29 protein-coding genes and 2 pseudogenes are annotated in these 23,275 nt (G+C 58.8%); 4 read left to right on the forward strand and 27 right to left on the reverse strand.

Annotated elements, in window-relative coordinates:
- Window positions 1–26: 26 nt before the first annotated feature.
- Together IPK32_24255 and IPK32_24260 are read left to right on the forward strand one after the other, a co-directional pair.
- Window positions 27–1,034, forward strand: coding sequence for a clan AA aspartic protease (locus tag IPK32_24255; protein MBK8094997.1), 1,008 nt, complete (start codon window positions 27–29; stop codon window positions 1,032–1,034).
- Window positions 1,035–1,071: 37 nt separating this feature from the next.
- Window positions 1,072–1,983, forward strand: coding sequence for an aspartyl protease family protein (locus IPK32_24260; GenBank protein MBK8094998.1), 912 nt, complete (start codon window positions 1,072–1,074; stop codon window positions 1,981–1,983).
- 88 nt (window positions 1,984–2,071) lie between these two features.
- On the opposite strand, the gene IPK32_24265 is transcribed toward IPK32_24260, so the two are convergent.
- From IPK32_24265 to IPK32_24275, 3 genes are read right to left on the reverse strand one after another with little or no spacing between them, the layout of a single operon-like run.
- Window positions 2,072–2,446 carry a hypothetical protein gene (locus IPK32_24265; protein ID MBK8094999.1) on the reverse strand — a complete coding sequence of 125 codons (375 nt, stop codon included), beginning with the start codon at window positions 2,444–2,446 and terminating at the stop codon, window positions 2,072–2,074.
- 31 nt (window positions 2,447–2,477) lie between these two features.
- Window positions 2,478–3,176 (reverse strand): hypothetical protein, encoded by a 699-nt coding sequence (locus tag IPK32_24270; GenBank protein ID MBK8095000.1) that lies wholly within the window; start codon window positions 3,174–3,176, stop codon window positions 2,478–2,480.
- Entirely contained in the window at window positions 3,169–3,882 is a 714-nt protein-coding gene (locus IPK32_24275) for a hypothetical protein (protein MBK8095001.1), read from the reverse strand. The genes IPK32_24270 and IPK32_24275 overlap by 8 nt, the downstream gene beginning before the upstream one ends.
- Window positions 3,883–3,936: 54 nt before the next feature.
- On the opposite strand from IPK32_24275, the gene IPK32_24280 reads away from it, so the two are divergent.
- On the forward strand, window positions 3,937–5,058 hold the full coding sequence (locus tag IPK32_24280; GenBank protein MBK8095002.1) for an acyltransferase: 1,122 nt from the start codon (window positions 3,937–3,939) through the stop codon (window positions 5,056–5,058).
- Here IPK32_24280 and IPK32_24285 read toward each other — a convergent pair.
- The 10 genes from IPK32_24285 to IPK32_24330 all read right to left on the reverse strand — a co-directional run bounded on the left by IPK32_24285 (window position 5,047) and on the right by IPK32_24330 (window position 10,931).
- Entirely contained in the window at window positions 5,047–5,973 is a 927-nt protein-coding gene (locus IPK32_24285) for a glycosyltransferase family 4 protein (GenBank protein MBK8095003.1), read from the reverse strand. The genes IPK32_24280 and IPK32_24285 overlap by 12 nt on opposite strands.
- Window positions 5,945–6,226, reverse strand: a complete 282-nt coding sequence (locus tag IPK32_24290) for a hypothetical protein (GenBank protein MBK8095004.1) — start codon at window positions 6,224–6,226, stop codon at window positions 5,945–5,947. Before IPK32_24290 ends, IPK32_24285 begins: the two co-directional genes overlap by 29 nt.
- Before the next feature lie 16 nt (window positions 6,227–6,242).
- Window positions 6,243–6,545, reverse strand: coding sequence for a type II toxin-antitoxin system RelE/ParE family toxin (locus tag IPK32_24295; GenBank protein ID MBK8095005.1), 303 nt, complete (start codon window positions 6,543–6,545; stop codon window positions 6,243–6,245).
- Window positions 6,542–6,775, reverse strand: a complete 234-nt coding sequence (locus IPK32_24300) for an addiction module protein (protein ID MBK8095006.1) — start codon at window positions 6,773–6,775, stop codon at window positions 6,542–6,544. The genes IPK32_24295 and IPK32_24300 overlap by 4 nt, the downstream gene beginning before the upstream one ends.
- Before the next feature lie 237 nt (window positions 6,776–7,012).
- Window positions 7,013–7,336, reverse strand: a complete 324-nt coding sequence (locus IPK32_24305; GenBank protein MBK8095007.1) for a hypothetical protein — start codon at window positions 7,334–7,336, stop codon at window positions 7,013–7,015.
- 184 nt (window positions 7,337–7,520) lie between these two features.
- Complete coding sequence (locus tag IPK32_24310) at window positions 7,521–8,162, reverse strand: hypothetical protein (protein MBK8095008.1); 642 nt, start codon at window positions 8,160–8,162, stop codon at window positions 7,521–7,523.
- 99 nt (window positions 8,163–8,261) lie between these two features.
- Entirely contained in the window at window positions 8,262–8,591 is a 330-nt protein-coding gene (locus IPK32_24315; GenBank protein MBK8095009.1) for a DUF5615 family PIN-like protein, read from the reverse strand.
- Entirely contained in the window at window positions 8,588–8,815 is a 228-nt protein-coding gene (locus IPK32_24320; GenBank protein ID MBK8095010.1) for a DUF433 domain-containing protein, read from the reverse strand. Before IPK32_24320 ends, IPK32_24315 begins: the two co-directional genes overlap by 4 nt.
- 673 nt (window positions 8,816–9,488) lie before the next feature.
- On the reverse strand, window positions 9,489–10,514 hold the full coding sequence (locus IPK32_24325; GenBank protein MBK8095011.1) for a Gfo/Idh/MocA family oxidoreductase: 1,026 nt from the start codon (window positions 10,512–10,514) through the stop codon (window positions 9,489–9,491).
- A gap of 36 nt (window positions 10,515–10,550) precedes the next feature.
- The gene (locus IPK32_24330) at window positions 10,551–10,931 is read right to left on the reverse strand and encodes a zinc-binding dehydrogenase (GenBank protein MBK8095012.1); all 381 of its coding nucleotides are present in this window, start codon (window positions 10,929–10,931) and stop codon (window positions 10,551–10,553) included.
- 34 nt (window positions 10,932–10,965) lie between these two features.
- Between IPK32_24330 and IPK32_24335 the strand changes: the two genes are divergently transcribed.
- The gene (locus IPK32_24335) at window positions 10,966–11,208 is read left to right on the forward strand and encodes a hypothetical protein (protein MBK8095013.1); all 243 of its coding nucleotides are present in this window, start codon (window positions 10,966–10,968) and stop codon (window positions 11,206–11,208) included.
- Between the two features lie 333 nt (window positions 11,209–11,541).
- Here the strand turns inward: IPK32_24335 and IPK32_24340 are convergent, their stop codons facing one another.
- The 14 genes and pseudogenes from IPK32_24340 to IPK32_24405 form a co-directional block, all read right to left on the reverse strand.
- The gene (locus IPK32_24340) at window positions 11,542–11,814 is read right to left on the reverse strand and encodes a hypothetical protein (protein ID MBK8095014.1); all 273 of its coding nucleotides are present in this window, start codon (window positions 11,812–11,814) and stop codon (window positions 11,542–11,544) included.
- 441 nt (window positions 11,815–12,255) lie between these two features.
- Window positions 12,256–14,169 carry an asparagine synthase (glutamine-hydrolyzing) gene (gene asnB / locus IPK32_24345; GenBank protein MBK8095015.1) on the reverse strand — a complete coding sequence of 638 codons (1,914 nt, stop codon included), beginning with the start codon at window positions 14,167–14,169 and terminating at the stop codon, window positions 12,256–12,258.
- A 32-nt stretch (window positions 14,170–14,201) separates the two neighbouring features.
- Window positions 14,202–15,623, reverse strand: a complete 1,422-nt coding sequence (locus IPK32_24350) for a phenylacetate--CoA ligase family protein (GenBank protein MBK8095016.1) — start codon at window positions 15,621–15,623, stop codon at window positions 14,202–14,204.
- Window positions 15,623–16,366, reverse strand: coding sequence for a nickel pincer cofactor biosynthesis protein LarB (larB, locus tag IPK32_24355; protein MBK8095017.1), 744 nt, complete (start codon window positions 16,364–16,366; stop codon window positions 15,623–15,625). The genes IPK32_24350 and larB overlap by 1 nt, the downstream gene beginning before the upstream one ends.
- Complete coding sequence (locus tag IPK32_24360) at window positions 16,363–17,121, reverse strand: class I SAM-dependent methyltransferase (protein MBK8095018.1); 759 nt, start codon at window positions 17,119–17,121, stop codon at window positions 16,363–16,365. Before IPK32_24360 ends, larB begins: the two co-directional genes overlap by 4 nt.
- 180 nt (window positions 17,122–17,301) lie before the next feature.
- Window positions 17,302–18,109 (reverse strand): annotated as a pseudogene (larE, locus tag IPK32_24365) (ATP-dependent sacrificial sulfur transferase LarE).
- Window positions 18,106–18,891: an FkbM family methyltransferase gene (locus IPK32_24370; protein MBK8095019.1), complete on the reverse strand. Its 786-nt coding sequence runs from the start codon at window positions 18,889–18,891 to the stop codon at window positions 18,106–18,108. Before IPK32_24370 ends, larE begins: the two are co-directional and overlap by 4 nt.
- Window positions 18,872–19,351 carry an exosortase-associated EpsI family protein gene (locus IPK32_24375; protein MBK8095020.1) on the reverse strand — a complete coding sequence of 160 codons (480 nt, stop codon included), beginning with the start codon at window positions 19,349–19,351 and terminating at the stop codon, window positions 18,872–18,874. Before IPK32_24375 ends, IPK32_24370 begins: the two co-directional genes overlap by 20 nt.
- Window positions 19,352–19,580: 229 nt before the next feature.
- Window positions 19,581–19,826, reverse strand: coding sequence for a hypothetical protein (locus IPK32_24380; protein MBK8095021.1), 246 nt, complete (start codon window positions 19,824–19,826; stop codon window positions 19,581–19,583).
- Window positions 19,816–20,145, reverse strand: coding sequence for an exosortase/archaeosortase family protein (locus IPK32_24385; protein MBK8095022.1), 330 nt, complete (start codon window positions 20,143–20,145; stop codon window positions 19,816–19,818). The genes IPK32_24380 and IPK32_24385 overlap by 11 nt, the downstream gene beginning before the upstream one ends.
- 20 nt (window positions 20,146–20,165) lie before the next feature.
- Window positions 20,166–20,543 (reverse strand): annotated as a pseudogene (locus IPK32_24390) (archaeosortase/exosortase family protein).
- Window positions 20,540–21,652 (reverse strand): glycosyltransferase family 4 protein, encoded by a 1,113-nt coding sequence (locus IPK32_24395; protein ID MBK8095023.1) that lies wholly within the window; start codon window positions 21,650–21,652, stop codon window positions 20,540–20,542. The pseudogene IPK32_24390 and the gene IPK32_24395 overlap by 4 nt, the downstream one beginning before the upstream one ends.
- A 175-nt stretch (window positions 21,653–21,827) precedes the next feature.
- Window positions 21,828–22,778, reverse strand: a complete 951-nt coding sequence (locus IPK32_24400) for a glycosyltransferase family 4 protein (GenBank protein MBK8095024.1) — start codon at window positions 22,776–22,778, stop codon at window positions 21,828–21,830.
- The gene (locus tag IPK32_24405) at window positions 22,775–23,038 is read right to left on the reverse strand and encodes a glycosyltransferase (protein ID MBK8095025.1); all 264 of its coding nucleotides are present in this window, start codon (window positions 23,036–23,038) and stop codon (window positions 22,775–22,777) included. Before IPK32_24405 ends, IPK32_24400 begins: the two co-directional genes overlap by 4 nt.
- Between the last annotated feature and the right edge of the window lie 237 nt (window positions 23,039–23,275).

The following is a 23,275-nucleotide window of genomic DNA, read 5'->3' on the forward strand; positions in this document are numbered from 1 at the left end:
TTTTCAGCGCAGCGAAAGGCTGCTGCATGCTCCGTGCCGCGCTCGTCATCACCACTGCCTGCTTCTTTCTCGCAGCCTGCGGCGTCAGCCATGGCCCGGTCTCCGGTGGCACGCTGCGGCAGCTCCAGTCCCAGGCTGTCACCGTCGGTGAAGCACGCAGCATGCTCCGTGGTGACCGCTTTGACACCCGCAGCAGTCCACCTGGCCCCACCCTGCGCATCCCCATGCGCCGCGATCACGCCGGGCTGCCACACGTCGATGCCAGCATCAATGGCCGCTCACCCACACGCCTCCTCTTTGACACCGGAGCCACCGTCACCGTGCTCAGTGCGGATCTCGCCATGCGCAGCGATCTAGCCACCGTCCCAGGTGCCAAACCACAAATGCAGGGCGTCATCGGCAAAGAAGCCGGCATGGGCGGCGTCATCGAGCGGCTCCAGATCGGAGATTGGCGGCTCGAAAATCTGCCCTGCGTCATTCGCCTCCAGCGCAGCAGCGGCGGTATCGACTACCTCGGCCAGGACTTCGACATCTCCGTGCTCGGATTTCATCTCGCGCAGAAATACTGCTCCTACATCACCTTCGACTACCCGCGTGGCGAGATCGAGCTCGGCTTCGGCCAGCGCTTCAGCGGCCCACGCCTCGCCAAGCATGTCAAAAGCTCCTACAAGCTCCAGCAAGGCGTCCCCATGACACGCCTCACCACCGGCAAAGTCTCCTGGGATGCCATCGTGGACACCGGCTCGGCCTTCGGCGTCGAAATCGACCAAAAACTCGCCGCACGGCTCGGCCATGCCACGGGCGGCACCGCTGTGGATGCACCCTTTGTCATGATCGGCGTCGGCGGCACCACCACGCCGCGTGAAGCCGGCGTCCGCATCATCACCGTGCCCGGACTGCGCATGCTCGGCCATGAATTCAAAAAAGCGCAGCTCGATGTCATGCCTGGCATGCCACGCATCGGCAGCTTTTTCCTCAAAGACTTCCGCGTCACCTTCGACATCCGGCGCCAGCTCATCTGGCTCGAATGGTGAACGAAAACTCCCCTGCCCCCACTTAAACGAACCCGCCATGCACAAGCTCGCTCTCCTTCTACCGCTCGCTCTCCTCTCCTCCTGCGCCATGCCAGGCATCCCCGGCATGCCCTCGCGTGGTGGCAGTGGCCATATCAGCAGCTCTGGCGACATCGTCATGCCCATGCGCCTCCGTGCCGACGCACCGCACATCAGCGGCAGCATCAATGGCAGCCGTGCCCTGCCCATCCTCGTCGATACCGGAGCCTCCGTATGCGTCTTTGAGTCCAACATCGCCGCAGGCACCGGCATCGCAGCCACAGGGCACAACGCCAGCCTCCGTGGCGTGCATGGAAACGCCGCCGCACGCAGCGGCGTCATTCGCGCCCTCGACTTCGGCCCCTGGCATCTCGACAACGTGCCCTGCTACGTCCGCCACAGTGCCACACCGCGCATCGGCGGCCTCGGCAGTGCCATCCTCGGCATCGACCAGCTCCGCAGACACGCCAGCTACGTCACCTTCGACTACCGGCGTGGCACCATCGAGCTCGGCCGCGGCCACAGCTACACCCCACTCGGCGGGAATACCACCCGCGTGCCCTTTCGCATGAGTGGCGGCCTACCCGTCATCCGCGTCAGCAGTAGCGGCCTCACCTGGGACGCAGTTATCGACACCGGCTCCTCCTGGGGCATCGTCATCAATCAAGCCACCGCCGCACGCCTCGGTCACGCAGGCGGTGGTCGTGGCATGGGCGCAGGACTCGTCCTCAGCGGCGTCGGCGGCAATGTCAGCGCCGACCGCGCGGGTGCCCGCATCATCCGCGTGCCCAATGCCAGCCTCTGCGGCCAGACCTACTACAATCCCGAAGTGTACGTCATGCCCGGCCCCATGCGCATCGGCAGCCGCTTCTGGCAAAACTATCGCATGACCCTCGATTTCCGCACCAGCACACTGTGGCTGGAGCGCTGATCCTCCGCAGCATCCGCTTCGTCCGTTCAGGCCGTTCAGGCCAAAGCTACCGCCATCAGTCACCACCTCCTCACAGCCCGCAGCCACCTCAGAGCGAGAACGTGCTCGCCAGACTGCCCGTGAACCTCACCCGCACCGCCGCGGCATCACTCACCTGCGCAAACCGAGGTGAAACCGTATTGAGCACGACCTCCGTCGATCCGACGCCATCTCCCTTCACCGTCAAATTCACCGTCAGGCCTCCCACATGCCTCAACGTGAAAAAATGCTCCGAAATCGCCTCCACCGCCCAATCCGGCGAGAACTGCCACGTCACGACGTGCTCTATTTCATCGTTTAACGTGTCTGTGATGCAGACACTCCTATCTGCCTCCAAAACGCTCACCACGCGCTGCACGCCATCGAGGCCCACGGAGCATTTTTCGCCTCCCACGGCCAGTTTCGGCACTTCGTGATGATTCATCCATAAAAACGGCCCCGCGCGTTTCGGCGTCTCACGGCCTGAAATCGGCACCGGGCCATTGTGAGCCTCCCAAGCCGCCAATTTCGCCCTCAGAGCCGCATTTCCGTAATACGAGCCCGTTCCCGGATCGATCACCAGCGGCAGGTTTTGCAGCCAAATCGACGCATGCAGCGCATCCAGGTGCCCATGCGCCGCCAGCGGCCCCAAAACCCAGCGGCGAGCCATCCACGCGCACCGACCACGCCAGATCCCGCCACATCGCCTGCCCACACTCTGAGTAGCGCAGCCATTTCCGCGATACCGAAGCCTCAAACCTCGGCGCATCGCCCAACCAAAACCTCAAACTCACTCCCCAAGCCTCACCCAGCATCCACGCACGCCATTCCAGCTCCGCATGCGCACGCTCCAGCGTCAGCGGCATGATCTGCGCATCATCACTGTCGCCGAAATCCCATCCGCCCATCGACAGATCGCAGAAAAACCGCGCCGCATCCCGCAACCGCTCCAGCACCGGCCCTCGCAGGCCATCCACCACTCTTCCAGCCTGCCAAGCCATCTCCCACGCGAAAAGATGGTAATGCAAACCCTGCTCCTTGTTCCCACCATCCTCCGCAAACTGCCGCAGCACCTCCGTCTCGAGCATTTTCCAAATCGACTCCGCATCGCGCAGTCGTTTCGCCAGCGACGGCCATCGCCGCGTCACCATCACCAGCGCCGCGAGCTCACCCATCAGATGATTGTTCGCCGAGGAGCCAAACGACCTCTTCCGCCACACCCACCACGCATGCATCGGCACAAAATCCTGCGCGATGCGTTCCTGCTCCGCGATCATCTGCTCGTCCCCACAGGCCCGCGTTAGGCATCGATCCAGCAAAATTCATCAACCGCAGCGCCCCCTCCAGCGGGCTCGTCCAGTGAATCCCCTGCCCCACCGGATTCTTCTCAATCCAATCGTGCATCCACATCTGGGCCGTCTTTAGCGACACCAGCTCGCCATTCAGCCACGCATCCTGCGCCAGCCGCACCATCTCACTCCACCGCGCGATCTCCCATGCGCAGCGAGCATCCGCACCACCCTCCAGATGCCGGTAATCCTTCACCGTCATCGGAATCGCCACGCCATGCACTCCATCGCGGCTCCATACTGGCGGGCGGTTCACCTGCGCCTCCTTCCAGACGAGCAGCAGCAATCGCCACTCCATAATCCGCACCGCATCCGCCCGCACGGCCTCACGCAGCACCGCCGGAGCACTCTCCTTCACCGGCAGCTTCAAAGAAGACTCACACACCGCCCCGAGCGGAAACATCTCCCAGCCCTTCTTCGCGAGCGGCACCGCCGCCTCCACCGCCTTCGCCCGCACACGGCCCGCGATCTCCCCTAGCGGCATCGCGCGGAGCCGGTGGTAGAGCCAGTGTAGTTTCGAGAGAGCTTTCATGTTCGACATGGATTGACACCTTGAGCGCCAACCCGTTAAGTTCCTAATTCTTCAATGCCAAAACTGTATTTCCCCAATTTGAACGGCCTCCGTTTTCTCGCGGCACTCGGGGTCATCATTCATCATGTGGAGCAGTTTAAATCCGAAGTCGGCCTTCCTAGTGCACTTGGCAGTAACACGATCACCTTATTAGGAAAAGGCGGCGTCTATTTGTTTTTCGTCCTCAGCGGTTTTTTGATCACCTACTTGCTGTTAGAGGAAGAAACCAAAACCGGCACCATCTCCGTCAGACACTTTTACGTGCGGCGAATTCTGCGCACATGGCCATTGTACTTTTTGGTCGTAGCCCTAGCGCTCTTTGTCTGGCCAGTATTCTTTCCCATCATCGCAGGAGAGCACACCTCCGCTATTCGCCATTCCATCGCAGGACTCGCCTGCTATGCCTTGTTGCTGCCCAATCTGGCTGCCATTTTTCTTCATCCACTGCCTTTTGCAGGCCAGACTTGGTCCATCGGCGTCGAAGAACAATTCTACCTCGTCTGGCCCGTGCTGATGAAGTACTTCAAACGCAGAATCTGGATCATTCTCGGCATCTGCGTTGGCTACGGCCTCTTATTCCACGGCTTTTTCAGTTGTCTGAGCACGCAAAGTGCTTCGACCATCGATAGCCTCATGCCACTGGCCAAATTCATGGTGACATTTCGCATCGATGCCCTGGCCTTTGGCAGCCTAGCAGCTTGGCTACTGCATACCAATCACCCTTTTCTAAAATACCTGCGAAGCCCTTCCGCATACCTCATCTCCACGGGGATCGCAGCTTGGCTTTTCTTGCGCAGCGAAAAGGCACCTAGCTATTACCCTATCGCCCTCTCCATCTGCTTCGCCGTGATCCTTCTCAACATCGTCCAAGATCGCCGCGCATCGCTTTTCCTGGAAACCAGGGTGATGAACTACCTCGGACGCATCTCCTACGGCATCTACATGTGGCATCCGGTGGCGATCGTCTCGGCCTTCACCTCGGTCAAAGCCGCGCCATTCTCGCCCTGGATTCATTACCCGCTCACGCTAGCGCTGACCGTGGCCATCGCCGCTTTTTCGTATCACTTCTTTGAGGGTATCTTCATCCGCCAAAAATCACTCTTTGCCAAAGTCGCCAGCAGTGACTCACGCAGCTAAAGCCCGCTCATACGTCCGCAGGATCTGCTCCACCGACTTCTCCCAGCACAGCTCTGTTGTCAGTCGTTCGTAGCCGATCCTCCCCATGCGCTCACGCACGGCTGGGTCGTCGAGCATTTCCAGAATGGTATCGCCCAGCTTCTCCGCGCTGTTTTCCATCACATACCGCGCTGCGTCGCCAGCGCTGAACATGCCCTCGCGCGTGCCAAACATTACCTGCGCCTTGCCGAAGGCCATGTACTCCAGCGTCTTGTTCATCGTGCAGTGGTCGTTGTAGTCATTGATCGGGTCACAGGCCACGCCGAGGTCCATCGTCTTCAAACCGGAGAACAAAAACTCATTCGAAACACGCCCCGGCATGTCCACGAAGGCCCCGAGGCCCATCGCATCCCGCTGCTTCACCAAATCCGCATGCTCCGGGCCGCTGCCCATCAGTAGGAACTGCACATCCTCGCGCTTCCGCGTTTGCACGATGTGTTTGGCGGCCTCGATCAGGTAATTCACGCCGTCCGCATTTCCCATCACGCCGATGTAACCCACGAGGTACTTTCTTCCCTTCTTCAAAGCCGCGTCTTCCGGCAAACTCGTGTTCAGCTTGTTCGGTGCCGTGCGCACCACGAAGACTTCATCATCCGCTTTCCGTCCGCGCTGCTTCACGGCGGCCAGCACGCTCTGATTCGTCGCCATCACCGCATCCGCCAGCGCCAACGTGCCGCGTTCCGCCGCGCGCACCGCCCAGTACATGAGCCCGCGCTTGCCGAACTTCGCCTCAAACATCTCCGGCCACAAATCGTGCACGTCAAAGATCACGCGCACGCCCGCCAGCAGCTTGAACGGCAGCGCCACCAGGAACAGCAAGTCCGGCGGATTGCACAAATGGATCACATCAAAGCCCTTCGTCCGCCACGCCTTCACCGCGCAGCACAGCTCGCCCCACAGCGCCGAAGCATACTCCGCAATAAAACCCCTTCACGCCCTTCGCCTCGCCGCTGATCCAGTGCCGGTAGATCGTGATCCCCTCCAGCACCTCAAACGGCGCCGTGTAGCCGCGCATCTGCGGACAAATTACCGTCACATCATGCCCCGCATCCCGCAACGCACACGCCTCCTGCCAAACACGCCGGTCCAGCGGCACGGGGAGATTTTCGACGATGATGAGAATGCGCATGAAGAGAGTGTTTGGATCAATTTTCCCAAAGCCTGCCGCGCCAATAATCCGGCCTGCGTTTGTGGTGTGACACTGCGTAGATAGTCACTGTTTCTTGCTCCGCTTCGTGCTGGTAAAACAGGTAATAGGGAAACCGTTTCATGCGGAAGATGTGGACTCTTTGCCCGACCCTCTGATACCGCTCGGGATCCTTGGCGATGTCACTCAAAGCTACCTGAACTGCCGCCACAAACTGCCTGCCTAGCCCAAAGCGATCTTCCGAGTACTGCGCCGCCTCCTGGTACTCAATCCAAGCTTCCTCTTCGAACCGAACGTTCATGCACGAAGCTTCAAGCTGTCCAAAACACGCTGATGCGCCTCTTCGGCAGGAATCAAACGAGAAGCCCCTGTTCGCACATTCTCCATCCTCCGCGCCATCACTTCCATCTGCTGACTGATAAACTCCGGTGAAGGCTCCGAACGCTCCAAAACAGCCTCCACGAGTTCGATCCGCGACTCGGTCGGCAAAAGCAGGGCTTCGTTCAGGAGATGGGCTGCAGCTGCACTCATGAAGTTAAGTGTATCGTTTTTCTGCCCAGCTCAAGAAGCTTTTGAGGATAGTTTCCAGCATCATAGGCCCTCCAAACTCATTCAAACCCCTCACCAGCACAGCCCCTCATACTTCCACGCCCCATTCTTCAAATCGGGCCAGCCATTCACATCGATGACCGTCTGCTCCGCCCTCGCGGATGACACGATCTCATCCAACCGCGCACAGCGCTGGCTGGCGACGATGATTTCGCTGCCTTAGATGACCTCGCGCGGGCTTTGGCGCAGCAAACTCGCGAGGTGCGGCATGCGGCGCTGGATTTCGTTCGCGTTCGCACCGATCAGGCGGGCGAGATTGAGCTGAGGATCGTAAATGGAGAGCTCGTAGCCGCGACCAAGCAGCGTTTCGGCCACGGCGACCATCGGACTGCCGCGCAGGTCATCCGTGTCCGCTTTGAAGGCGAGCCCGAGCAGGCCGATGCGGCGCTTCTCTTTGCCGAGGATGAGTTTGATGAGCTGATCGAGGTGCGCGTGGTTCGTATCGAGCGTGTTCTCCAGCAGCGGCAGGCTGATGCCCTCCATGCGAGCAAAGACTTCAACGCACTCACATCCTTCGGCAAACACGAGCCGCCAAACGGATTCCCCGGTCGCATGTAATACGACGAGATGTTCAGCTTCGTGTCCGCGCACACCACCTCCATCACGCGGGAACCGTCTTCACCGAGGTGCTTGCACACGCGGCCGATCTCATTCGCAAAGCCGACCTTCAATGCGTGGAAGTAATTGCAGGCGTATTTGATCGTCTCCGCACCTTCCAGGCCAGCACGGCCGGTTTTCCGCCAAGAAGCCGCGCTTCGTCGCTTTGCGGCGGCTGACCATCGTGCGTGCCGACAACGGCGAGCGAAGGCTCGCGGAAATCCTTCACCGCCGTGCCTTCGCGCAAAAACTCCGGGCAGTAGTAGATGCGTACTTTGCCCGCCGCCCGCAGCGGCTCGAAAAAGTCGCGCACCATGACGCGCGTGCTGCCCGGCAGCATCGTGGAGCGAAAGATCAGCACATGCGGCCGCTCCTTCTTCGCGATCGCGTCCGCGATCTGCTGCGAAACCTTACGCACAAAGTCCAGATTCAGTCTTCCCGACTCCAGCGATGGCGTGCCCACGCACACGATGCTCACCTCGCTCGCCTCCACGGCCTCCGCCGCATCCGTCGTGGCCCGCAGCCGGTTCTCACGCCGTGCACGACGCAACAAGTCATCCAGCTCCGGCTCGATGATGGGCGAGGCGCCGCTGTTGAAGGCATCCACCTTCCCCTGCTGCACATCCGCACCGATGATCGTGTGCCCTTGATCCGCAAGACAACCCGCCGTGACCGCGCCGACATAACCGAGACCGAAGATAGAGACATTCATGATGAGAAAGAGAGATTTGAGTGTTTGCGAGGACGCGAAATGACGAATGCAGAATTCCGAATGACGAAATAAACCCGAATGTAGAGGCGCCGCTGTGGCTTAGCGTAGCTCCAAGATTCTCTGACCAGATTCGAGTGCGGATTGGATGGCAGGCCAGTTTTGATCGAGCATCGTCAAAAGATGCTGTGTGCGGCAGTTGCCGACTCGTAGCCAGAGCAGGCTTCCTGGGTCATTGGGCCGGGTGGCGAGGATGAAAAAGTCTTCGTCTTTGCTCACGACGACACGGTTTTCGTGGATGGCTTCCTGCCAGAGCTGACGGTCATCGGTTTGACCTTGTCCGCGTTCGAGCACGTGCTCGGCATCGTGTCCTTTCTGGCGCAGCCAGTGGGCAAGCGCCTTCGGGAGCTGGTTATCGACAAGAAATTTCACGCAGCAATGGCGAGCACGGTATGATCCGTCTGCCGCGAGGCATAGCTAATCGCCGCGCGAATGTCATCCAGCTCCAAGAAGTCGTAATCGGCCAGGATTTCGTCATGACTGGCTCCTGCGGCCAGCAAATCGAGAATGTCACTCACCCGGATGCGATAACCGCGAATGCACGGCCTCCCGCCACATTTGCCGGGTTCTATGGTGATGCGACTTAGAAGGTTCATGAGCTAAGATGAGTCTGGGTTGACGTGAAGCAAGCGTTGGGTGACTCGAATTTGCCGCAGAGACGGAAAGGGTTTGAGGTTATGGAGCTAATCTGGATGAACGATGCTGCCCAATAGCAAACAATAGTGGCAGGAACGATAAAGCCGGGATGATGCAGTTACTCCCATTGAACTGCGGAGGCATGTGGATCTGGTTACCAGACATGAATGGAAGCATTGCGGCCAAAACTGCGATGAAAGCCCATGCAAACATCATCCTAGTCAACCAAGACAACGTGGGTGCCTGTGCCAACCACTCTAGCCATGCAAAACCAATACCTACCAACGGCAAACTAAACCACCTCTGCCATGAGTGATGCAAAGCCACCGAGGCGATCCATTTCGTCATTCGCGGTCTTTTCTCCCACACGATGCTATATTCATCACAGAGATCGTTCAGTTGAGAAACAACCGTCCACACGATTGAAAACAGGAGCAACATGCTAAACCCTGTAATGAGCGACTTGAGGATTCTAGCCATTGAACAATTTAAGGAATTTCGACATTTATGGCAAAGCAAACGTGCTTCACAGAGAGACCATCCGCGCTTCCCGGATGCTCCGCAGCACCGCAAACGTCAGTGCCATGCTTTGCCGTGACTGCGCATAGGGCAGCGGGTGTTCGCTTTGTCCGTTCAAATAGCCGCTCCAGGCGGCCATTTCCTCAGCGTGGCCTTTGCTGGTGTATTTGAGGGTCTGCTGCTTGCGGCTTTTCCAGATGCTGAGCCTTCGCCGAAGTTCTCGCAGTCGAGGATGAGGCCGGGGGCGAAGGCGCGGAGGGTTTCTTTGGGGAAGCTGCTGTCACCTTCGGCGGTGTAGATGAGCTGGAAGGTGTGGCCGTTTTCAAACTCGACCTGCGCGGCGGCGGTGTCGGGGCCTAGTGGCTGGGCGCTGACGCGTTTGGGTGTGCCAAGCAGGTAACACGCGAGATCGAGCATGTGACAGGCTTCGCCGAGCACGCGGCCACCGCTCTCCTCGACATTCGCATACCAGTGATCCGGGGCCAAAACGCCCGCGCAGACGTGGTAGGCGAGCGATTTGACGCCTGGAGCCGCATCGAGCCGTTTTTTCATTTCGAGCGTCGCAGGCGCAAAACGTCGATTGAAGCCCACCATGACACTTCCGGCTGTTTGGGCCATTTCCGCGTCGATTTCGGCCAATTCGCACTCCGTGAGGCAGAGTGGTTTTTCGACAAATACCTGCTTTCCGGCCTTCAAAGCGGAAATCACCTGCGCCGCGTGCAAATGATGCCGCGTGCCGATCAAAACAGCCTTTCCCGTGGCTTTGGAGGCATCCGTCTCCGCTTCCGCAAAGCCAAACTTTTCCTTCACATGCCGCGCGGAGAGCCCCGTGCCATTCACGATGGTCCCGAACGGAATTTTGCCCTTCAAGTGAGGCAGCAGCATCGTGCGGGCGAAGTTTCCGGCGCCGATGACGTCGAGGGACGAACACGCGGAAGACAAAGTGCTTAGTGCGGAGTGTTTAGTGCTTAGTTTTGCCTCTGCATTCTCCGACTGAGCACTAATCACTGAGCACTGAGCACTTTCATATTCGACCACGATCCCCACGGCGTCTGCGAGCTGGTCATAGGCTGTCGTAATCTCGCTGAAAGCGATCCGCTTCGTCGTCACGGGGCGCAGATCGAGCTGACCCGCGCGCATGAGTTCGAGGCAGGCTTCAAAGTTGCGGTTCTCCGTTCAGCGGACGTCGCCCATGCCGTAATCGCGGCCGCCCCATTCATACTCCGGATCGTAACGGCCGGGGCCGTAGCTATGGCTGTATTTGACCGTGATGTCCTTCATGTAGGCCGTCTTCCAGGACAGCTCGGCATCGTGCATGCCGACGATGACCATCGTGCCGCGATCCCGCAGGCAGTTGATCACGGTTTGCGAAACAGAGCCGCCTTTGCCGCCGATGCACACGAGCACGGCATCCACGCCGACGCCATCCGTCCATTCGCGCACGGCGTTTTCGACGCCGGTGGTGACGACACGCTCCGCGCCCATCGCGGTGGCGACTTGGAGCCTTCCTTCGTTCAAGTCGGTGGCCATCACGCGTGCGCCTGCGCTTCTGAGCAAGCTCGTGGCGAGCAAACCGATCAATCCTTGGCCAATGACGAGCACGCGCTCGCCCAACCGCACGCCGGACTGGCGCACGCCTTCGAGCGAGATGGAGGCGAGCGTCGTAAGCCGCCTGCCAGTCTTCCACACCATCGGGAATCTTCGCCGCGAGCAAATCGGGCACGCCGAGCATCTCCGCATGGTGAGCACACTCCGCGCCGCCACACGCGACGCGGTCGCCGATGCGGAATCGCGGATTCGCCTCATCCACCGCGACGACGACACCTGCTGCTGAGTAGCCGAGCGGCGTCGGCGACTCCAAACGATTGCGCACCTTTTCCAAAGCCGCCTTCCAGCCGAGCGTGCGTGCGGTATCGAGCACCTTGCGCACCTGATCCGGCCGAGCGCGGGCTTTTTCGAGCAAGGACATGCGTGCTTGATCGACCTTCATCTTCTCCGTGCCCGGCGAGATGACCGTGCACGTCGTGCGCACGACGATCCCACCCGGCGGAGGCACCGGCACGGCAACCTCCTGTAGTTCAAGGCGTCCGTCTTGGTATTGAGCGAGTTGTTTCATGGGGGAAGCGGAGAGTGTAGGGCTGAGAGCGGAGAGTTTTTGTGTCGTCTTCTACTCCTTCTCGTTTTGAGTGTGGCGAATGATCCCATCTACATTTCTCTGCCGGAAAATAGATTGAGGTAGAAGTTTATTCTGCAGACTTGTTCCAAAAAGGCACTCGTTAATAAATGCCCTTATCTCTCCATCTTCCTTGATCTGCATTTGTGCTGAGTGCTCAAAAAAGTTGATCTCCCTGACCTCCCCGGCAACGAGTACTTCGAATCCAAAATCCTCCATGGAGATGTCGTGGTGCTGCCAGTGATCGATGATTTGGATATTCGGCAACGCTCGAATGATCCGCTGTATTGGTTGAACTTGCCGTAGAACCCGAACTCGAACCATGGCGCATCGAACGGCCCCAATGCGTAACACCAGAGTGCAGCAATGGATAAGATGCCGATCATGATGAAGCCTGCGACGAAACGAATGGAGTTTTCTCATGGAATAGGACTTCTGACTCGCGTCAGCGTCGTGGAGTGCGGTGGCAAGCCTTGGCGCGACACCGCTGTCGCGTGCTGGACGGTGCTCTAAGGACTCAGGGCGTTCTTCCCGCACTCGACAGCGGCGTCGCCGCTGCCGGATGGCTCCGGCATCTCTGCCGCACGCACTCCACGACGCTGGCGCGGGTTTTCGAGAGTTTGCATGTGAAGTGCGGAGTTCATGGGTTGTGGCGGAGCGCTTTGATCGAGGACGAGTTCGAGTAGGAGAACGAGGACGAGGACGAAATCAAAGCGTCACAGGACCGCTCGGCGTTTTATCCAGGAAGGTGCGGTGCCACAGTTCGGTGGTGAGGAGTGTCCAGAGCCACATGCTGTGATCCTCGCGGCCGGCACGGTCGTCTTCGATCATGCGGCGGACGACTTTGGCTTCGTGGAGGCCGCGGGCGTTGATTTGGGTGTCAGAGAGGAATTCGTCGATGACGGAACGCAGCGGGCCGCGCATCCAACTGCGCAGCGGGCTGTTGAAGCTGGCTTTAGGACGATACACGACATCGTGCGGCAGGTATTTGGCCCCGATGCGTTTGAGGAGATGCTTTTGGATGCTGCCTTGGATGCGCAGATGCGGCGCGGCGCGGAACATGGCCTCGGCGACGTCTTTATCGACGAGCGGTGGGCGTGTTTCGATGCTGGCGGCCATGGTGGCTTTGTCGCTGTAGGTGAGGTTGTGCTCCGGCAGGAAGACTTGCGTGTCGTTCAAGCACATGCGCGTGAGGTAGCTGAGGCCGGGGGCATTCAGCGCGGCCTGTTGGCGCAGCCAAAACGGCGTGGCGTGATAATTAGCACCGCGATAGAGCTCCGCGAAGCGCTGCGGTGTGAGGGCGAGGTCGGCGGCGAGATAGCGCTCGGCCTCCGGCAGCGAGGCGTAGCTCATGAAGCGCTTCATCATGCGTGGGAGGAGCAAACCGCGACTCTTGGTCGCGACAGGCAAGGCGTCCACGACGCGCGAGAGGCCGCTGCGCAGCCATTGAGGTGTGAGAGACTGAAAACGGCCTGCGTGGAGGCAGGCGAGGTGTTTGCGATAGCCGCCGAAGATTTCGTCACCGCCGACGCCGTTGAGCAAAACGATGATGCCCATATCGCGTGCGGCTTGCGAGATGAGATAGGTGTTCACGGCGGCGGGATCAGACAACGGCTCGTCCATGTGCCAGACCATCTTTGGCAGCAGCTCGGTGATCTTCGGCTCGATCTCGAATTCATGCAGCTTGAAGCCGAACTTGTCGGCGACGACGCGGGCGTAGGTGGCGTCGTCGCTGGCTTTTTCGAATTTGTTGTCCTGCGATGAAAATTTGATCGTGAAGGCGTCGATGCGGCCCGTGTTATGCCGACGCATGAGGGCGCTGATGAGCGAGGAGTCGAGTCCGCCGCTCAAGAAGGTGCCGACGGGCACATCGGCGATCATTTGCATCTCGACGGCTTTTTCGATGAGGTCGCCGATCTGCTCGATGGCTTGGTTTTCGTCGGTGAGCGTCTCGGTGGGCTGGAGTTTCCAGTAGCAGCGCGTTTCGAGTCGTCCGTCCTGCCAGGTGAGGGTGTGGCCTGCTGGGAGCTTGTCGATGCCGAGGAAGCCGGTGCTGGGGGCGATGAGGAAGCGGTTCGGATTGCGCAGCGCCTCGTCATCGCGCTGCGCGGCGACGAAGGGGCATGCGAGCAGCGCTTTGATCTCGGAAGCGAAGGCGAGACCACCGCCGCTGGTTTTGGTGAAGTAGAAGGGCTTGATGCCGAGCTGGTCACGCGCGGCAAAGAGCCGACGCTTGTCCAAATCGAGCCACGCGAAGGCGAACATGCCGCTGAGTTTGTTCAGGCAGGCTTCACCCCACTCGATGAGCGCGGCGAGGAGCACCTCGGTGCCGCTGCTGCTGCGGAAGGCGTGGCCTTTGGCCTCCAGCTCGGCGCGGAGCTCGCGGTAGTTGTAGATCTCGCCGTTGAAGCTGATCCAGTGGCGTCCGCAGGTGCTGCGCATGGGCTGCGCACCACCGGGCGAGAGATCGACGATGGCGAGGCGATTGTGCGCGAGGCCGCTGTTCATTTCCGCGAACCACTGCACGCCGGAAGCGTCGGGGCCGCGGTGGCGCATGGTCGCGTTGATGCGCCCCAGCAGAGTGGAGTCACCGCAGTTGAGGAAGCCGGCGATGGAGCACATCAGAAGAAAAAAGGGTCCACAGATTTCGCAGATTACACAGATTGGCTGAGGCCTGACGCTGAGGCTGCATCTGTGAAATCTGCGTAATCTGTGGATGATTGGAGTGTGGTCACGAGCCAGCGGTGTTTGCCTGCGCTGGTTTGTTCGACGTGATCGGTGACGCGGAGGGTGAGCGTGAAATCATCGCCGAGTTTTTGCATCAGGCCGCTGTGGATGACGGCTTCGCATTCGCGGGACCAGTTTGGAGAGGGAAGGAGGTGACATTCGGCCTCACCGGGTTGGTGCTGATGGAACTGCACGGCGAGCAGGCCCTCAAAAATGTCGTCGTGCATGTTGATGGCGGTGAGGGAGATGCGGCGACCGGTGCGGCTGATGAGGAATTCGTAATCACGACCGGTGATGGCCTCGACGACACGCCACGAGGCAGATTCGGCCACTTTGGCGAAGTCGCCGGTGCGGTAGCGGATGAGCGGCATGACGTGGTTGTGAAACGAAGTGCCGATGATCTCGCGATTGCCCTCCGCATCGGCCTCGCCGAACTCGACGTAGCCGTACGTTGGCCAAAAATATAGCGCGGTGCTGCCAGGGCGCTGTGCGGCGAGCACGACTCGCTCGCTGTGACCATACCAGTGCATGACGGGCACTTTGAAGTAAGCCTCAAGCAGGCGCTGCGCTTCGGCGCTGAGTTTTTCCGAGCCGCAGAGCAAGGAGGTGAGCGGAAAGTCGAGTTTGATGCCCAACTGCATGAGCATGAGCGCGGCGCTGGGATAGCAGAGCAGATGCTTTGGCTGAAAGCGGTTCAGCTCGTGTGCAAAGTCGCGGAGACGTGCGGCGGTGAGGTGGTAGGAGGAAAGCACGAGCCAGTCGCGTGTGGCGTCGTGGTAGCTGATGGTGCCGTCCGCACGGGTGGAGGTGACGCCGCCACGAATGACGGCGACGCGGTCACCGACATTGTAGCCGCAGCGTGCCCAGGTGGCGTCGAGGTAGGCCTGCTCTTTGGGCCTGCTGATGCCTTTATGCAGATCAAAACCGACTGGAATGCCGCTGGAGCCGCCGGTGGTCATGGGGAGGCGTTCATGACGCAAAGCGGGATTGGCGAGGTTTTCGCGTTCACGGAGCAATTCGTCCTTGGTGAGCAGCGGATAGGCCGAAAGCTGCTCCAGCGACTCAAACCGCGATGGATCGACGCCATGCTCGGCGAAGCGCTTGGCATAAAAAGGTGCCTTTGAAGCCGCGAGGAGCGATTCACGCACCGCTGCGGTCTGGTAGCGACGAATCGCGTCTGCGTCCCAGTTTTCGACTTCACGAGCTTCCCGCTGAAACGTCGGAAACGCCGGCCCATTCCGCCACGAGGCCGGTATGGCGCGATAGACCGTGCCCGCGAGCAGCTTCACGGGCTGCGGCGCACGCTCATAGAGCTTCAGGAGCGGATAGAGGCTGTCTTCGAGGTGCATTAGCGAAGCACTCGCAGTGCAGCGATGGCGGCACCGTAGCCGTTGTCGATATTGACGACAGTGAGGCCACTGGCGCAGGAGTTCAGCATGGTGAGCAGCGCGGCGACGCCGCCAAGGCTCGCTCCATAGCGTACGCTTGTCGGCACGGCGATCACCGGTGCGGCGACGAGGCCACCGATGACGCTGGGAAGGGCACCATCCATGCCTGCAACGGCGATGATGAGACTGGCACTGCGTATGAGGTCTAACTTGGAAAGCAGACGGTGCAAACCAGCGACACCGACGTCACTCACGCGGGTGACTTTGACCCCGGCGAACTCCAGCGTCTGCGCAGCCTCTTCGGCGACTAGTTGGTCGCTCGTCCCTGCACTGATGACAAGGATGGGAGCGAGTGGAATGTCTCGCTCCATTTGGCCGATTCGGTAGAGGCGAGAAACACCATCATACTGGCCGGCGGGGAAGCGCTGGGAGAGCTCAGCGGCGATTTCTGCACTGACTCGCGTGGCTAGGGCACTGCCATTCGCGGCGAGCAGCGCAGTGAGAGCGTCAGTGATCTGAGTGAGTGTTTTCCCCTCGGCAAAAACCGCCTCAGGGAAGCCCTGGCGGATCAGGCGGTGCGTATCCGTCAGCACGTCACCCACTTCGGTGAAGGGAAGCGTGCGAAGGCGCTCGAGCGCAGCTTCCGCAGCCAGTTTGCCCTGACTGACTTGGGAAAGCAGATCGCGCAGCCGGGCTTCGTTCATGAAATTCGCTTCATATAAAAGCTGTAGCCTTGATCACGACAGTGAAGGTCGGGTGCGACTTTCTGCATAGCTGCCTGAATCTGCGTTGAGGCGTTGTGGAGCCAATAGACTGGCAGCGCTACTTGGAAGTTTGTGTTAAAGGTAAGGAAGGCCTCCAGCATGTCCTGCTCATTCCAGAACCATTTGCGATCGACGAGGAAGTTCTTGGGCCATGGATGCGGCAGGACAATGTCATGCACATGCAGATGACAGCCCACAGGGATGCGCGGATAGACGTAGCGCATGAGGTGCCATACGTCGCTGCCGTGTTTGTGCACGTGGCTGCTATCGATGAAGAGCAGTGCATTCCCCTGGCAACGGGAGAGGATGTCCTCGACCGGCACGGCCTGGATGGGCTGGTGGACGCATTCGAAGATGATCTGTTGCGGTTTGACCTCGCTGCCGAGGATGCGTGTGTAGGGATCGATGCTGACAAAGCGGGCCGCGATACCGGTTTCCGCCGCGTTTTTTTCTAATGCGGCAATGGCGACGCGGGTGCTGCTACCCTGGCCGACTTCCACCACTGAGTCGGGCTTCATTTCACGCAACAGGCAGTAGTAGCTCATGGCGTCAGCACCGCTGAAATAGTAGTTGGCGCTATCAAAGCCGAAAGAAACGGTCGCGGCGAGAAACTCGGCACCGTAGCGTTCTATGCGGGCAATGTGCGCTGGCTCAAAGTCCTGTAGAGCGAGTCGGTGTACAGGAATGTCGATCAATGAGGGATCGTAGTTCGCGGCGACATCTTTGAGATTGGGGATCGGCTCGTAAAAGTGATCGCCCGTGATATGTAGGCCGAGACGTTCACCGATGCCAAAGAGGAAGCGACGGGCTAGATATCGAGGCAGCGCATTTTTTCGGCGCGAGCTTTGAAGAGGCCTTCTTTGAGGATTTGAGGGTCATGCGGAGCGGGCGGTGAGGACTTCGTTCATACTGCCTGTGCGCAGCGCGGCGAGGTCGAGGGTGATGTAAGTGTATCCTAGGTGGCGAAGGGCAGCGGTGATGGCGGCGCGTTGCGTTAAAGCGCGGCTTAAGTCAGCCTGCGGCACTTCGATTCGAGCGATGTCACCGTGGTGACGCACGCGGAGTTCGCGGAAACCAAGCTCAACAAGCGCCGCTTCGGCTCGTTCGATGGTGGAGAGCAGTTTCGGCGTCACCGCCATGCCGTAGGGCACGCGGGAGGCGAGGCATGCGGCAGCGGGTTTGTCCCAGTTTGGCAGCCCCAACGTATGAGCAGCTTCACGGACGATTTTTTTGGTGAAGCCAAGTTCATGGAGTGGACTGAGGATATTCAGCTCACGAGCAGCGGCACGACCAGGACGGAGGTCGAGCGTGTCATCGGCGTTCATGCCATCCAAAACATGCATGATGCCGTTTTCAGCCGCAAAGTAGCGTAGGGCGCGGTATACCATGATCTTTGCAGAAGTAGCAACGATTCGGTGCATTAGCCTGATACTGCGAATCGTCGGTTTCGGTGGTGTGGAGGAGTTCGAGGCGTGCGCCGAGTGGTTTAGCTAGTGCGATGGCTTCATTCTTCTCGCTTTGAGGGAGACTGGGGGAGACAGCGAGGAGCGCGGTGACGTTTTCACGTCCGAGCGTGTCGAGCGCGGCTTTCAGCACGAGCGTGCTGTCCACGCCGCCGGAGTAGGCGACGGCGACCTGGCCGAGTGGCTGCAAGTAGTGGCGGAGCGTGTCGATCATGATCATGAGCCCGGTGCGCGTTGCTCAACAGGAATGGCGATCGTATTGAACTCGAACCTCTGCACAGGCTGCTCATTCCCCGCTTTATCCAATGAGAACAGCAGGTACTTGTTTGCCACGAAGAGCTGCGTCATGGCGGTCGCGTTTTCTTCGTTGCATTCTATGTAGCAACGAGGCCGAATTTTCGTGATGAGTTTGCTAGCACCCAGCATGGCAAGCCACTCTGCTCCTTCGATGTCGATCTTGATAAACTGAGGCGCATTCCAATAGGTGAGCAGCCAATCGAGTGTGACGGTCATGACTTGCTTGGTCATTTCAGACTCGGTCGCAGCGTTTCCATCCACAACAGCAAGGTGGTTCCGCGCATGCCCATTTTTGGGGATCACAAAATCAAGGATGCCCAACTGATCCGCCGCAGCGGCACAAAGAATGGAAATCTGGGCGGTATGAGGAGTGAAATTTCGCCGTGTTCTTGTCTGGATGTCGGCATAACGGGGATCCGCTTCCAAGGAATAAACGAGGCCTTGGGCTCCGGATTTGAGCGCTGCGCAAAAGGCTAATATACCGAGGTTGCTACCTATATCCCAGACGGTGTCGCCGGGGGATACATAGCGGTTCACCACTCGGAACAAATCACCAGCGGTTTCTTTCCATCCCGGCACGAGAAGACGAATATCTGAACGGCTAGTGACATACAAGCGCTCGCTGCCGAATTCAGCGGGCAGGGTTTTGCGGAATACGAAGGCCCCAGTGAGCGTGCGTGCGAGATTAGCGATGTGCCTCTTCATTTGGCGTGATATCCTTCTGAAACTTGGGTGCAAGGTCGCGAATAAACGCACGGAGCATGGCGACGGTTTCTTCGTCGTTGCGCTGACGTTCCCCGGTTTGATGTGGATTCATTTTCTCGGTAACGAAGGACATGACGGACGGGTAGGCCCAGCGGTGGTTGATGCCGTTGAAAACGCTGTCTTTGAAACTGAGCCACTGGCGCTCGATGTCGCTGGTGGTGGTGACGCCTTTGCCGATGAACCAGTAGATATAGTGGGCTTTGATGAGGCGCTTTTGGCCTTCGCTGCGATTATCAATCTTTTGCAGGGACAAGTCACGCACCTGGAGCGTGGCTCCATTATTCATTTCAATCGGCAACACAGTGGAGCCGATGATACTCCAACCCTGACCGGGCAGGCAGACTTCGGGCTTGTGAATGGCCCGCGTGTCCTGCCCTGCGATCCTGAGGGAAACGTGCACATTGTCGTTCGCTGCGGCATCGCGGTAGGCACGTTTGATGAGGGGGTATCGGCAGGGAGGAGTTTGATTTCATTTCAGAGGCTTGTTCTTCGCTGCCGACAAAAAGAGCCTGCGACGAAGGGTAATTCGGCGATGACTCCACTGTCGTCGCCACCGAGTGCGGAGGCAGAAAAGTGGCACAGCAATGCGGTGGCGGCGCAAAGGGCAAAAATGAGTAATGAACGCCAGATCATGATCCACGGGCGATGACACGGCGGGTGACGGTTTTTGCGCCGGTTTGAGGTTTGCGGTTCCAGAAGCGGTCGATGAGCCAGGAAATGCTCTGAAGCCCAGCTAAGGCCACGAGGAAAGTGACCACGCCGGTGAGGAAGTGGAAGGTGGAGACTTCTTGCTCTTCACTGCCGATGGCAAAATCCTGGCCCATGAAGGTGGAGGTGCCGAGCAAAATGAGAATTCGCACCATATTAGCGATCACGGCGAGCGGGAAAGTGATGAAAAAGCACCCAGCGCTGCAATAGGCCGTTTTGTCGGAAGTAGCTGAACAAAGCGCCTACAAACATGAGCGCAAAGAGACTCCGCATACCGGAGCAGGGGCCTTCGATGTTGAGACTGAAGATATCGCCCAGTTCGCGACCCGCTGCGGCATTCGGCGGTGAGAGCAGCGAGGTGCCCTCCTGCACCACGCCAACGCCGAGCAGGCCGAGCATGCCACGGGGTGAGATCGAGCATGAGGTAACGTAGCTTGATGGCGAGATTGCTTTCCAAAAGATGAGCGGGAAGGCAAAGCCGAGCATGAGCCATGGAAAACGCCTTCCCATGCGCGGCGCAGGCCAAAAAGCGTCACAGCGATCCCCGCAACAAGTAGCATAATGCCCATGTAGCCGAAGTAAAAAATGTTGGCCAGATAACCGAGGAAGTAGAATAGCAGGGCCCCGAGGACGAGGATGAAGCCTGCATTCGAAGGCCGCACCGACACTGCATTGAGCTGTTCACGCCGCCGCCAAAGCAACAGACCGGCGACGGGCATGGCGAGTGCCCCATGCTGCCATGTGGCATCTTTCCAATACATGGCCATGTTTTCGAGAATAGTCTTCTTCACCGGGCCATAACCTGCAGCGTATGGAAGAACGGCACCGAGCAGCAAGAGTGCGGCGGCGAGAATGAACCAGACGATGGGAGGTGTCTTCTTCATGCGGAAGCAGCGGCGTCACGGTAGATACCGAGAAGGGATAGGGCGTAATTTTTCCACGTGTAGGCAGCAGCATTCCGTAGCCCAGCGGCAATAAGCCGGGAACGGGTGGTTTGATCGGTCATCGCTTGTTCGAGCAGCACGGCGAGTTGTTCGTGGTCGGCAGGTACGTGGTAGAGGGCACCGTCGGCACCGACTTCCCGCATGCAGGAGGCGTCGGAGAGCACGCAGGGCAGTTCGCAGGCTTGGGCTTCGAGGGTGGGCCGACCAAAACCTTCGTAGAAGCTGGCAAATGATAGCGCGTGGCAGAGTGTGCAAGCGGCGGCGACTTGCGGTGGAGTGAGGACGCCGAGGTCGATGACATCTTGCTGCATGCCGAGGGAGTCGATGAGCGCACGAGTCTCACTTTGCAGTAGCGGTGGGCCGACTTTGACAAGTTTCACGGGTAGATGGTGCTCAGTTTTGAGCAGGTGGAGGGCACGTACGACCGTAGGAAGATTTTTACGCTCAATGTTGGAGCCGATGTTGAGCACGAGGAGATGATCCGAACGCAGGGCGGCAAGTGCGGGCAAAAAATGCGTGGCACTTTCTATGGTGGTAGATCGAAAAACATCATGATCGACAGCTCCTGGTAGTGCGGCGACTTGGTGCGCTGGAAGCTGAAGGTAGTGGCGCACCTCTTCGCTGAGGTGTTTGCTTACGGTGATGATCTTGGCCGCATGACGCATGGTTCCAATGCGCTTTTTCCAGCGAGCAAGTGAACGCGGAGGCAACTCAGGGCGGACGTGGTGGTGTAGATCATTACAATTGATGACGCAGGGTGAGTGAGCTGCGCAAAGATGGCCGTAGCTGTGATCGGCGATGTGTAGCAAGGTGCCGCGTGGGAGGGTGGCTGAGCGTGCGCGGATGAGGCGCGGATAGAGCATGTCACGCAGCAAGGGGCGGACGAGCGGGAGCCTGGAACCGTGTTCTGGAGGCTGGAGGATGGTGATGGAGACCTCTGGGGCATGGGCTCGCAACGCTTCAAGGATGTTTTGCTGCTGGAGATCGATGCTGATCCAGCCCTCCGAGCGGAGCACGGGAGCGAAGAGAATTTGGAGTTCGTTGTTCACGAATAAAACTCAGTGAGTAAAGTGCTGCCGCATCCATTCCCAAATAAGCTGCCCCGCGGCGATGCGCGGAAAGCTCCTCCCCACGAAGACGTGCCGAGTGGGCCATTCTGCCGGCGCATCTCAGGATCGAAAAGTGCGAGCATGCTTTGCGCAAAAGTAGCCGTGTCCTGGGGATCTATGACAAAGCCGGCGTTGTGTCCTCGACGATGGCCGCGGCTGATCCTGCATATTTACTAATGATCAGCGGGAGGCCGAGGCAGGCTGCCTCATGTGTGACGGCAGCATAAGCATCCTGGCGGGTGGGAAGCACGAAGACATCGGCACTACGAACGGCGTCCCGCAGTGCAACGCCACTGAGAAAGCCGGTGAATTCGATTTCGAGACCCGCTGCAAGTGTGCGCAAAGTTTGCTCATCACCTTTGCCTATGATGCGTATTCGAAAAGGCTGTGAGGTGAGTTCACGCAATCGCTGTGCGGCTTTGAAAAGTAAATCGAGGCCTTTACGCGGTACCAGGTGGCCCATGAAAACGAAGGTGAGCGCAGAATTCGAAGGATGTGAGTCCGCAGGCGTAAAAACACGGCTATCAACGGCATGAAAGGCACTAATAACAGGTGCACCGGTGCGCGATAGCGGCTGACATGCGGCGGGGCAGTTGGCGATGTGTCCACTGACGAATTTCCCCCAAAATGCATGCCAGATACGGACACTGAGACTGAATATTTGGGCATTGCTGAGGCCGATTTCGGAGGAAACAACTACGGGAATTTTCTTGCGAAGTGAGTAGATGAGCCCAGTGAGAGTAAAGGGACTGTATTCGTGCATCCAAATGAGGTCTGGGCACTGATTTGCAATGCTGCGCCAAAGTTGACTGGATGGCAGGCGTGAAGCAACGGCTTCGTTTTTCCAGTGGCTCCAGAGTGAGGATGAAATAGCTTGGCTCTCCACAGTTAGTGTGTCGATGTTTGGCCCGCAAGGCATTGAGTCTGCTGGTGTGGGCTGATCCTGCAGGGGAGAAAGGATAATAAAACGCCCGCCAACCGGTAGAGAGGAAGCGAATGCGTCCTGCTGCGCCTTTAAGTATGGTGCACGAGGACGGATGAGCTGCAGAATGCGAGGTGATTTCACAACTTTGCTCCTTCGGTGGCTGCGAGAACGCGGCATATCCATTCACGTAGCTTTTTGCCCTGTTGATTCCAAGTGTGATTCTGGAGAACGCGTTCGCGGGCCTTCGTGGCCCTTTTTTGACGTACTAGTGGCTCTGTGGCGAATTCGAGGATGGCTGCGGCTAGTCCTTCAACAGCTTCTGCTGGTGTTTGAGCGGATACTTTCCAGCCACATGTATCATCGACGAAAACGCTAGGCCCACCGTAATCCAAACATATCACAGAGCAACCCGGCTGCCATGGCTTCTAAAACGGCGTAACCACCGGAATCATGGAGGCTAGGAAAAGCAGTCCATCTGCCTCTGCATAAGCACGCAAAACTACTTCACGCGGCTGTTTGCCAAAAATTTAACCCTAGCGGAGAGTCCGTTGTCATGGACAATTTGCTCTAGCCAACCACGTAACGGACCGTCTCCAACAATGGTTAGATCTATCTGCGCAAAAGAATTGGCGGCTGCC

It is taken from the genome of Verrucomicrobiaceae bacterium (assembly GCA_016713035.1).
Taxonomy (GTDB): domain Bacteria; phylum Verrucomicrobiota; class Verrucomicrobiia; order Verrucomicrobiales; family Verrucomicrobiaceae; genus Prosthecobacter.

Bases quoted from the DNA above. Each gene is read 5' to 3' on its own strand.
- IPK32_24255 (MBK8094997.1), top strand. From the start codon at position 27: ATGCTCCGTGCCGCGCTCGTCATCACCACTGCCTGCTTCTTTCTCGCA.
- IPK32_24260 (MBK8094998.1), top strand. From the start codon at position 1,072: ATGCACAAGCTCGCTCTCCTTCTACCGCTCGCTCTCCTCTCCTCCTGC.
- IPK32_24265 (MBK8094999.1), bottom strand. From the start codon at position 2,446: ATGAATCATCACGAAGTGCCGAAACTGGCCGTGGGAGGCGAAAAATGC.
- IPK32_24270 (MBK8095000.1), bottom strand. From the start codon at position 3,176: ATGGGTGAGCTCGCGGCGCTGGTGATGGTGACGCGGCGATGGCCGTCG.
- IPK32_24275 (MBK8095001.1), bottom strand. From the start codon at position 3,882: ATGAAAGCTCTCTCGAAACTACACTGGCTCTACCACCGGCTCCGCGCG.
- IPK32_24280 (MBK8095002.1), top strand. From the start codon at position 3,937: ATGCCAAAACTGTATTTCCCCAATTTGAACGGCCTCCGTTTTCTCGCG.
- IPK32_24290 (MBK8095004.1), bottom strand. From the start codon at position 6,226: ATGCGCATTCTCATCATCGTCGAAAATCTCCCCGTGCCGCTGGACCGG.
- IPK32_24295 (MBK8095005.1), bottom strand. From the start codon at position 6,545: ATGAACGTTCGGTTCGAAGAGGAAGCTTGGATTGAGTACCAGGAGGCG.
- IPK32_24300 (MBK8095006.1), bottom strand. From the start codon at position 6,775: ATGAGTGCAGCTGCAGCCCATCTCCTGAACGAAGCCCTGCTTTTGCCG.
- IPK32_24305 (MBK8095007.1), bottom strand. From the start codon at position 7,336: ATGGAGGGCATCAGCCTGCCGCTGCTGGAGAACACGCTCGATACGAAC.
- IPK32_24310 (MBK8095008.1), bottom strand. From the start codon at position 8,162: ATGAATGTCTCTATCTTCGGTCTCGGTTATGTCGGCGCGGTCACGGCG.
- IPK32_24320 (MBK8095010.1), bottom strand. From the start codon at position 8,815: ATGAACCTTCTAAGTCGCATCACCATAGAACCCGGCAAATGTGGCGGG.
- IPK32_24325 (MBK8095011.1), bottom strand. From the start codon at position 10,514: ATGCGCGCGGGTCAGCTCGATCTGCGCCCCGTGACGACGAAGCGGATC.
- IPK32_24335 (MBK8095013.1), top strand. From the start codon at position 10,966: ATGACGAGCACGCGCTCGCCCAACCGCACGCCGGACTGGCGCACGCCT.
- asnB (MBK8095015.1), bottom strand. From the start codon at position 14,169: ATGTGCTCCATCGCCGGCTTCCTCAACTGCGGTGACTCCACTCTGCTG.
- IPK32_24350 (MBK8095016.1), bottom strand. From the start codon at position 15,623: ATGCACCTCGAAGACAGCCTCTATCCGCTCCTGAAGCTCTATGAGCGT.
- larB (MBK8095017.1), bottom strand. From the start codon at position 16,366: ATGAACGAAGCCCGGCTGCGCGATCTGCTTTCCCAAGTCAGTCAGGGC.
- IPK32_24370 (MBK8095019.1), bottom strand. From the start codon at position 18,891: ATGAAGAGGCACATCGCTAATCTCGCACGCACGCTCACTGGGGCCTTC.
- IPK32_24385 (MBK8095022.1), bottom strand. From the start codon at position 20,145: ATGCTCGGCTTTGCCTTCCCGCTCATCTTTTGGAAAGCAATCTCGCCA.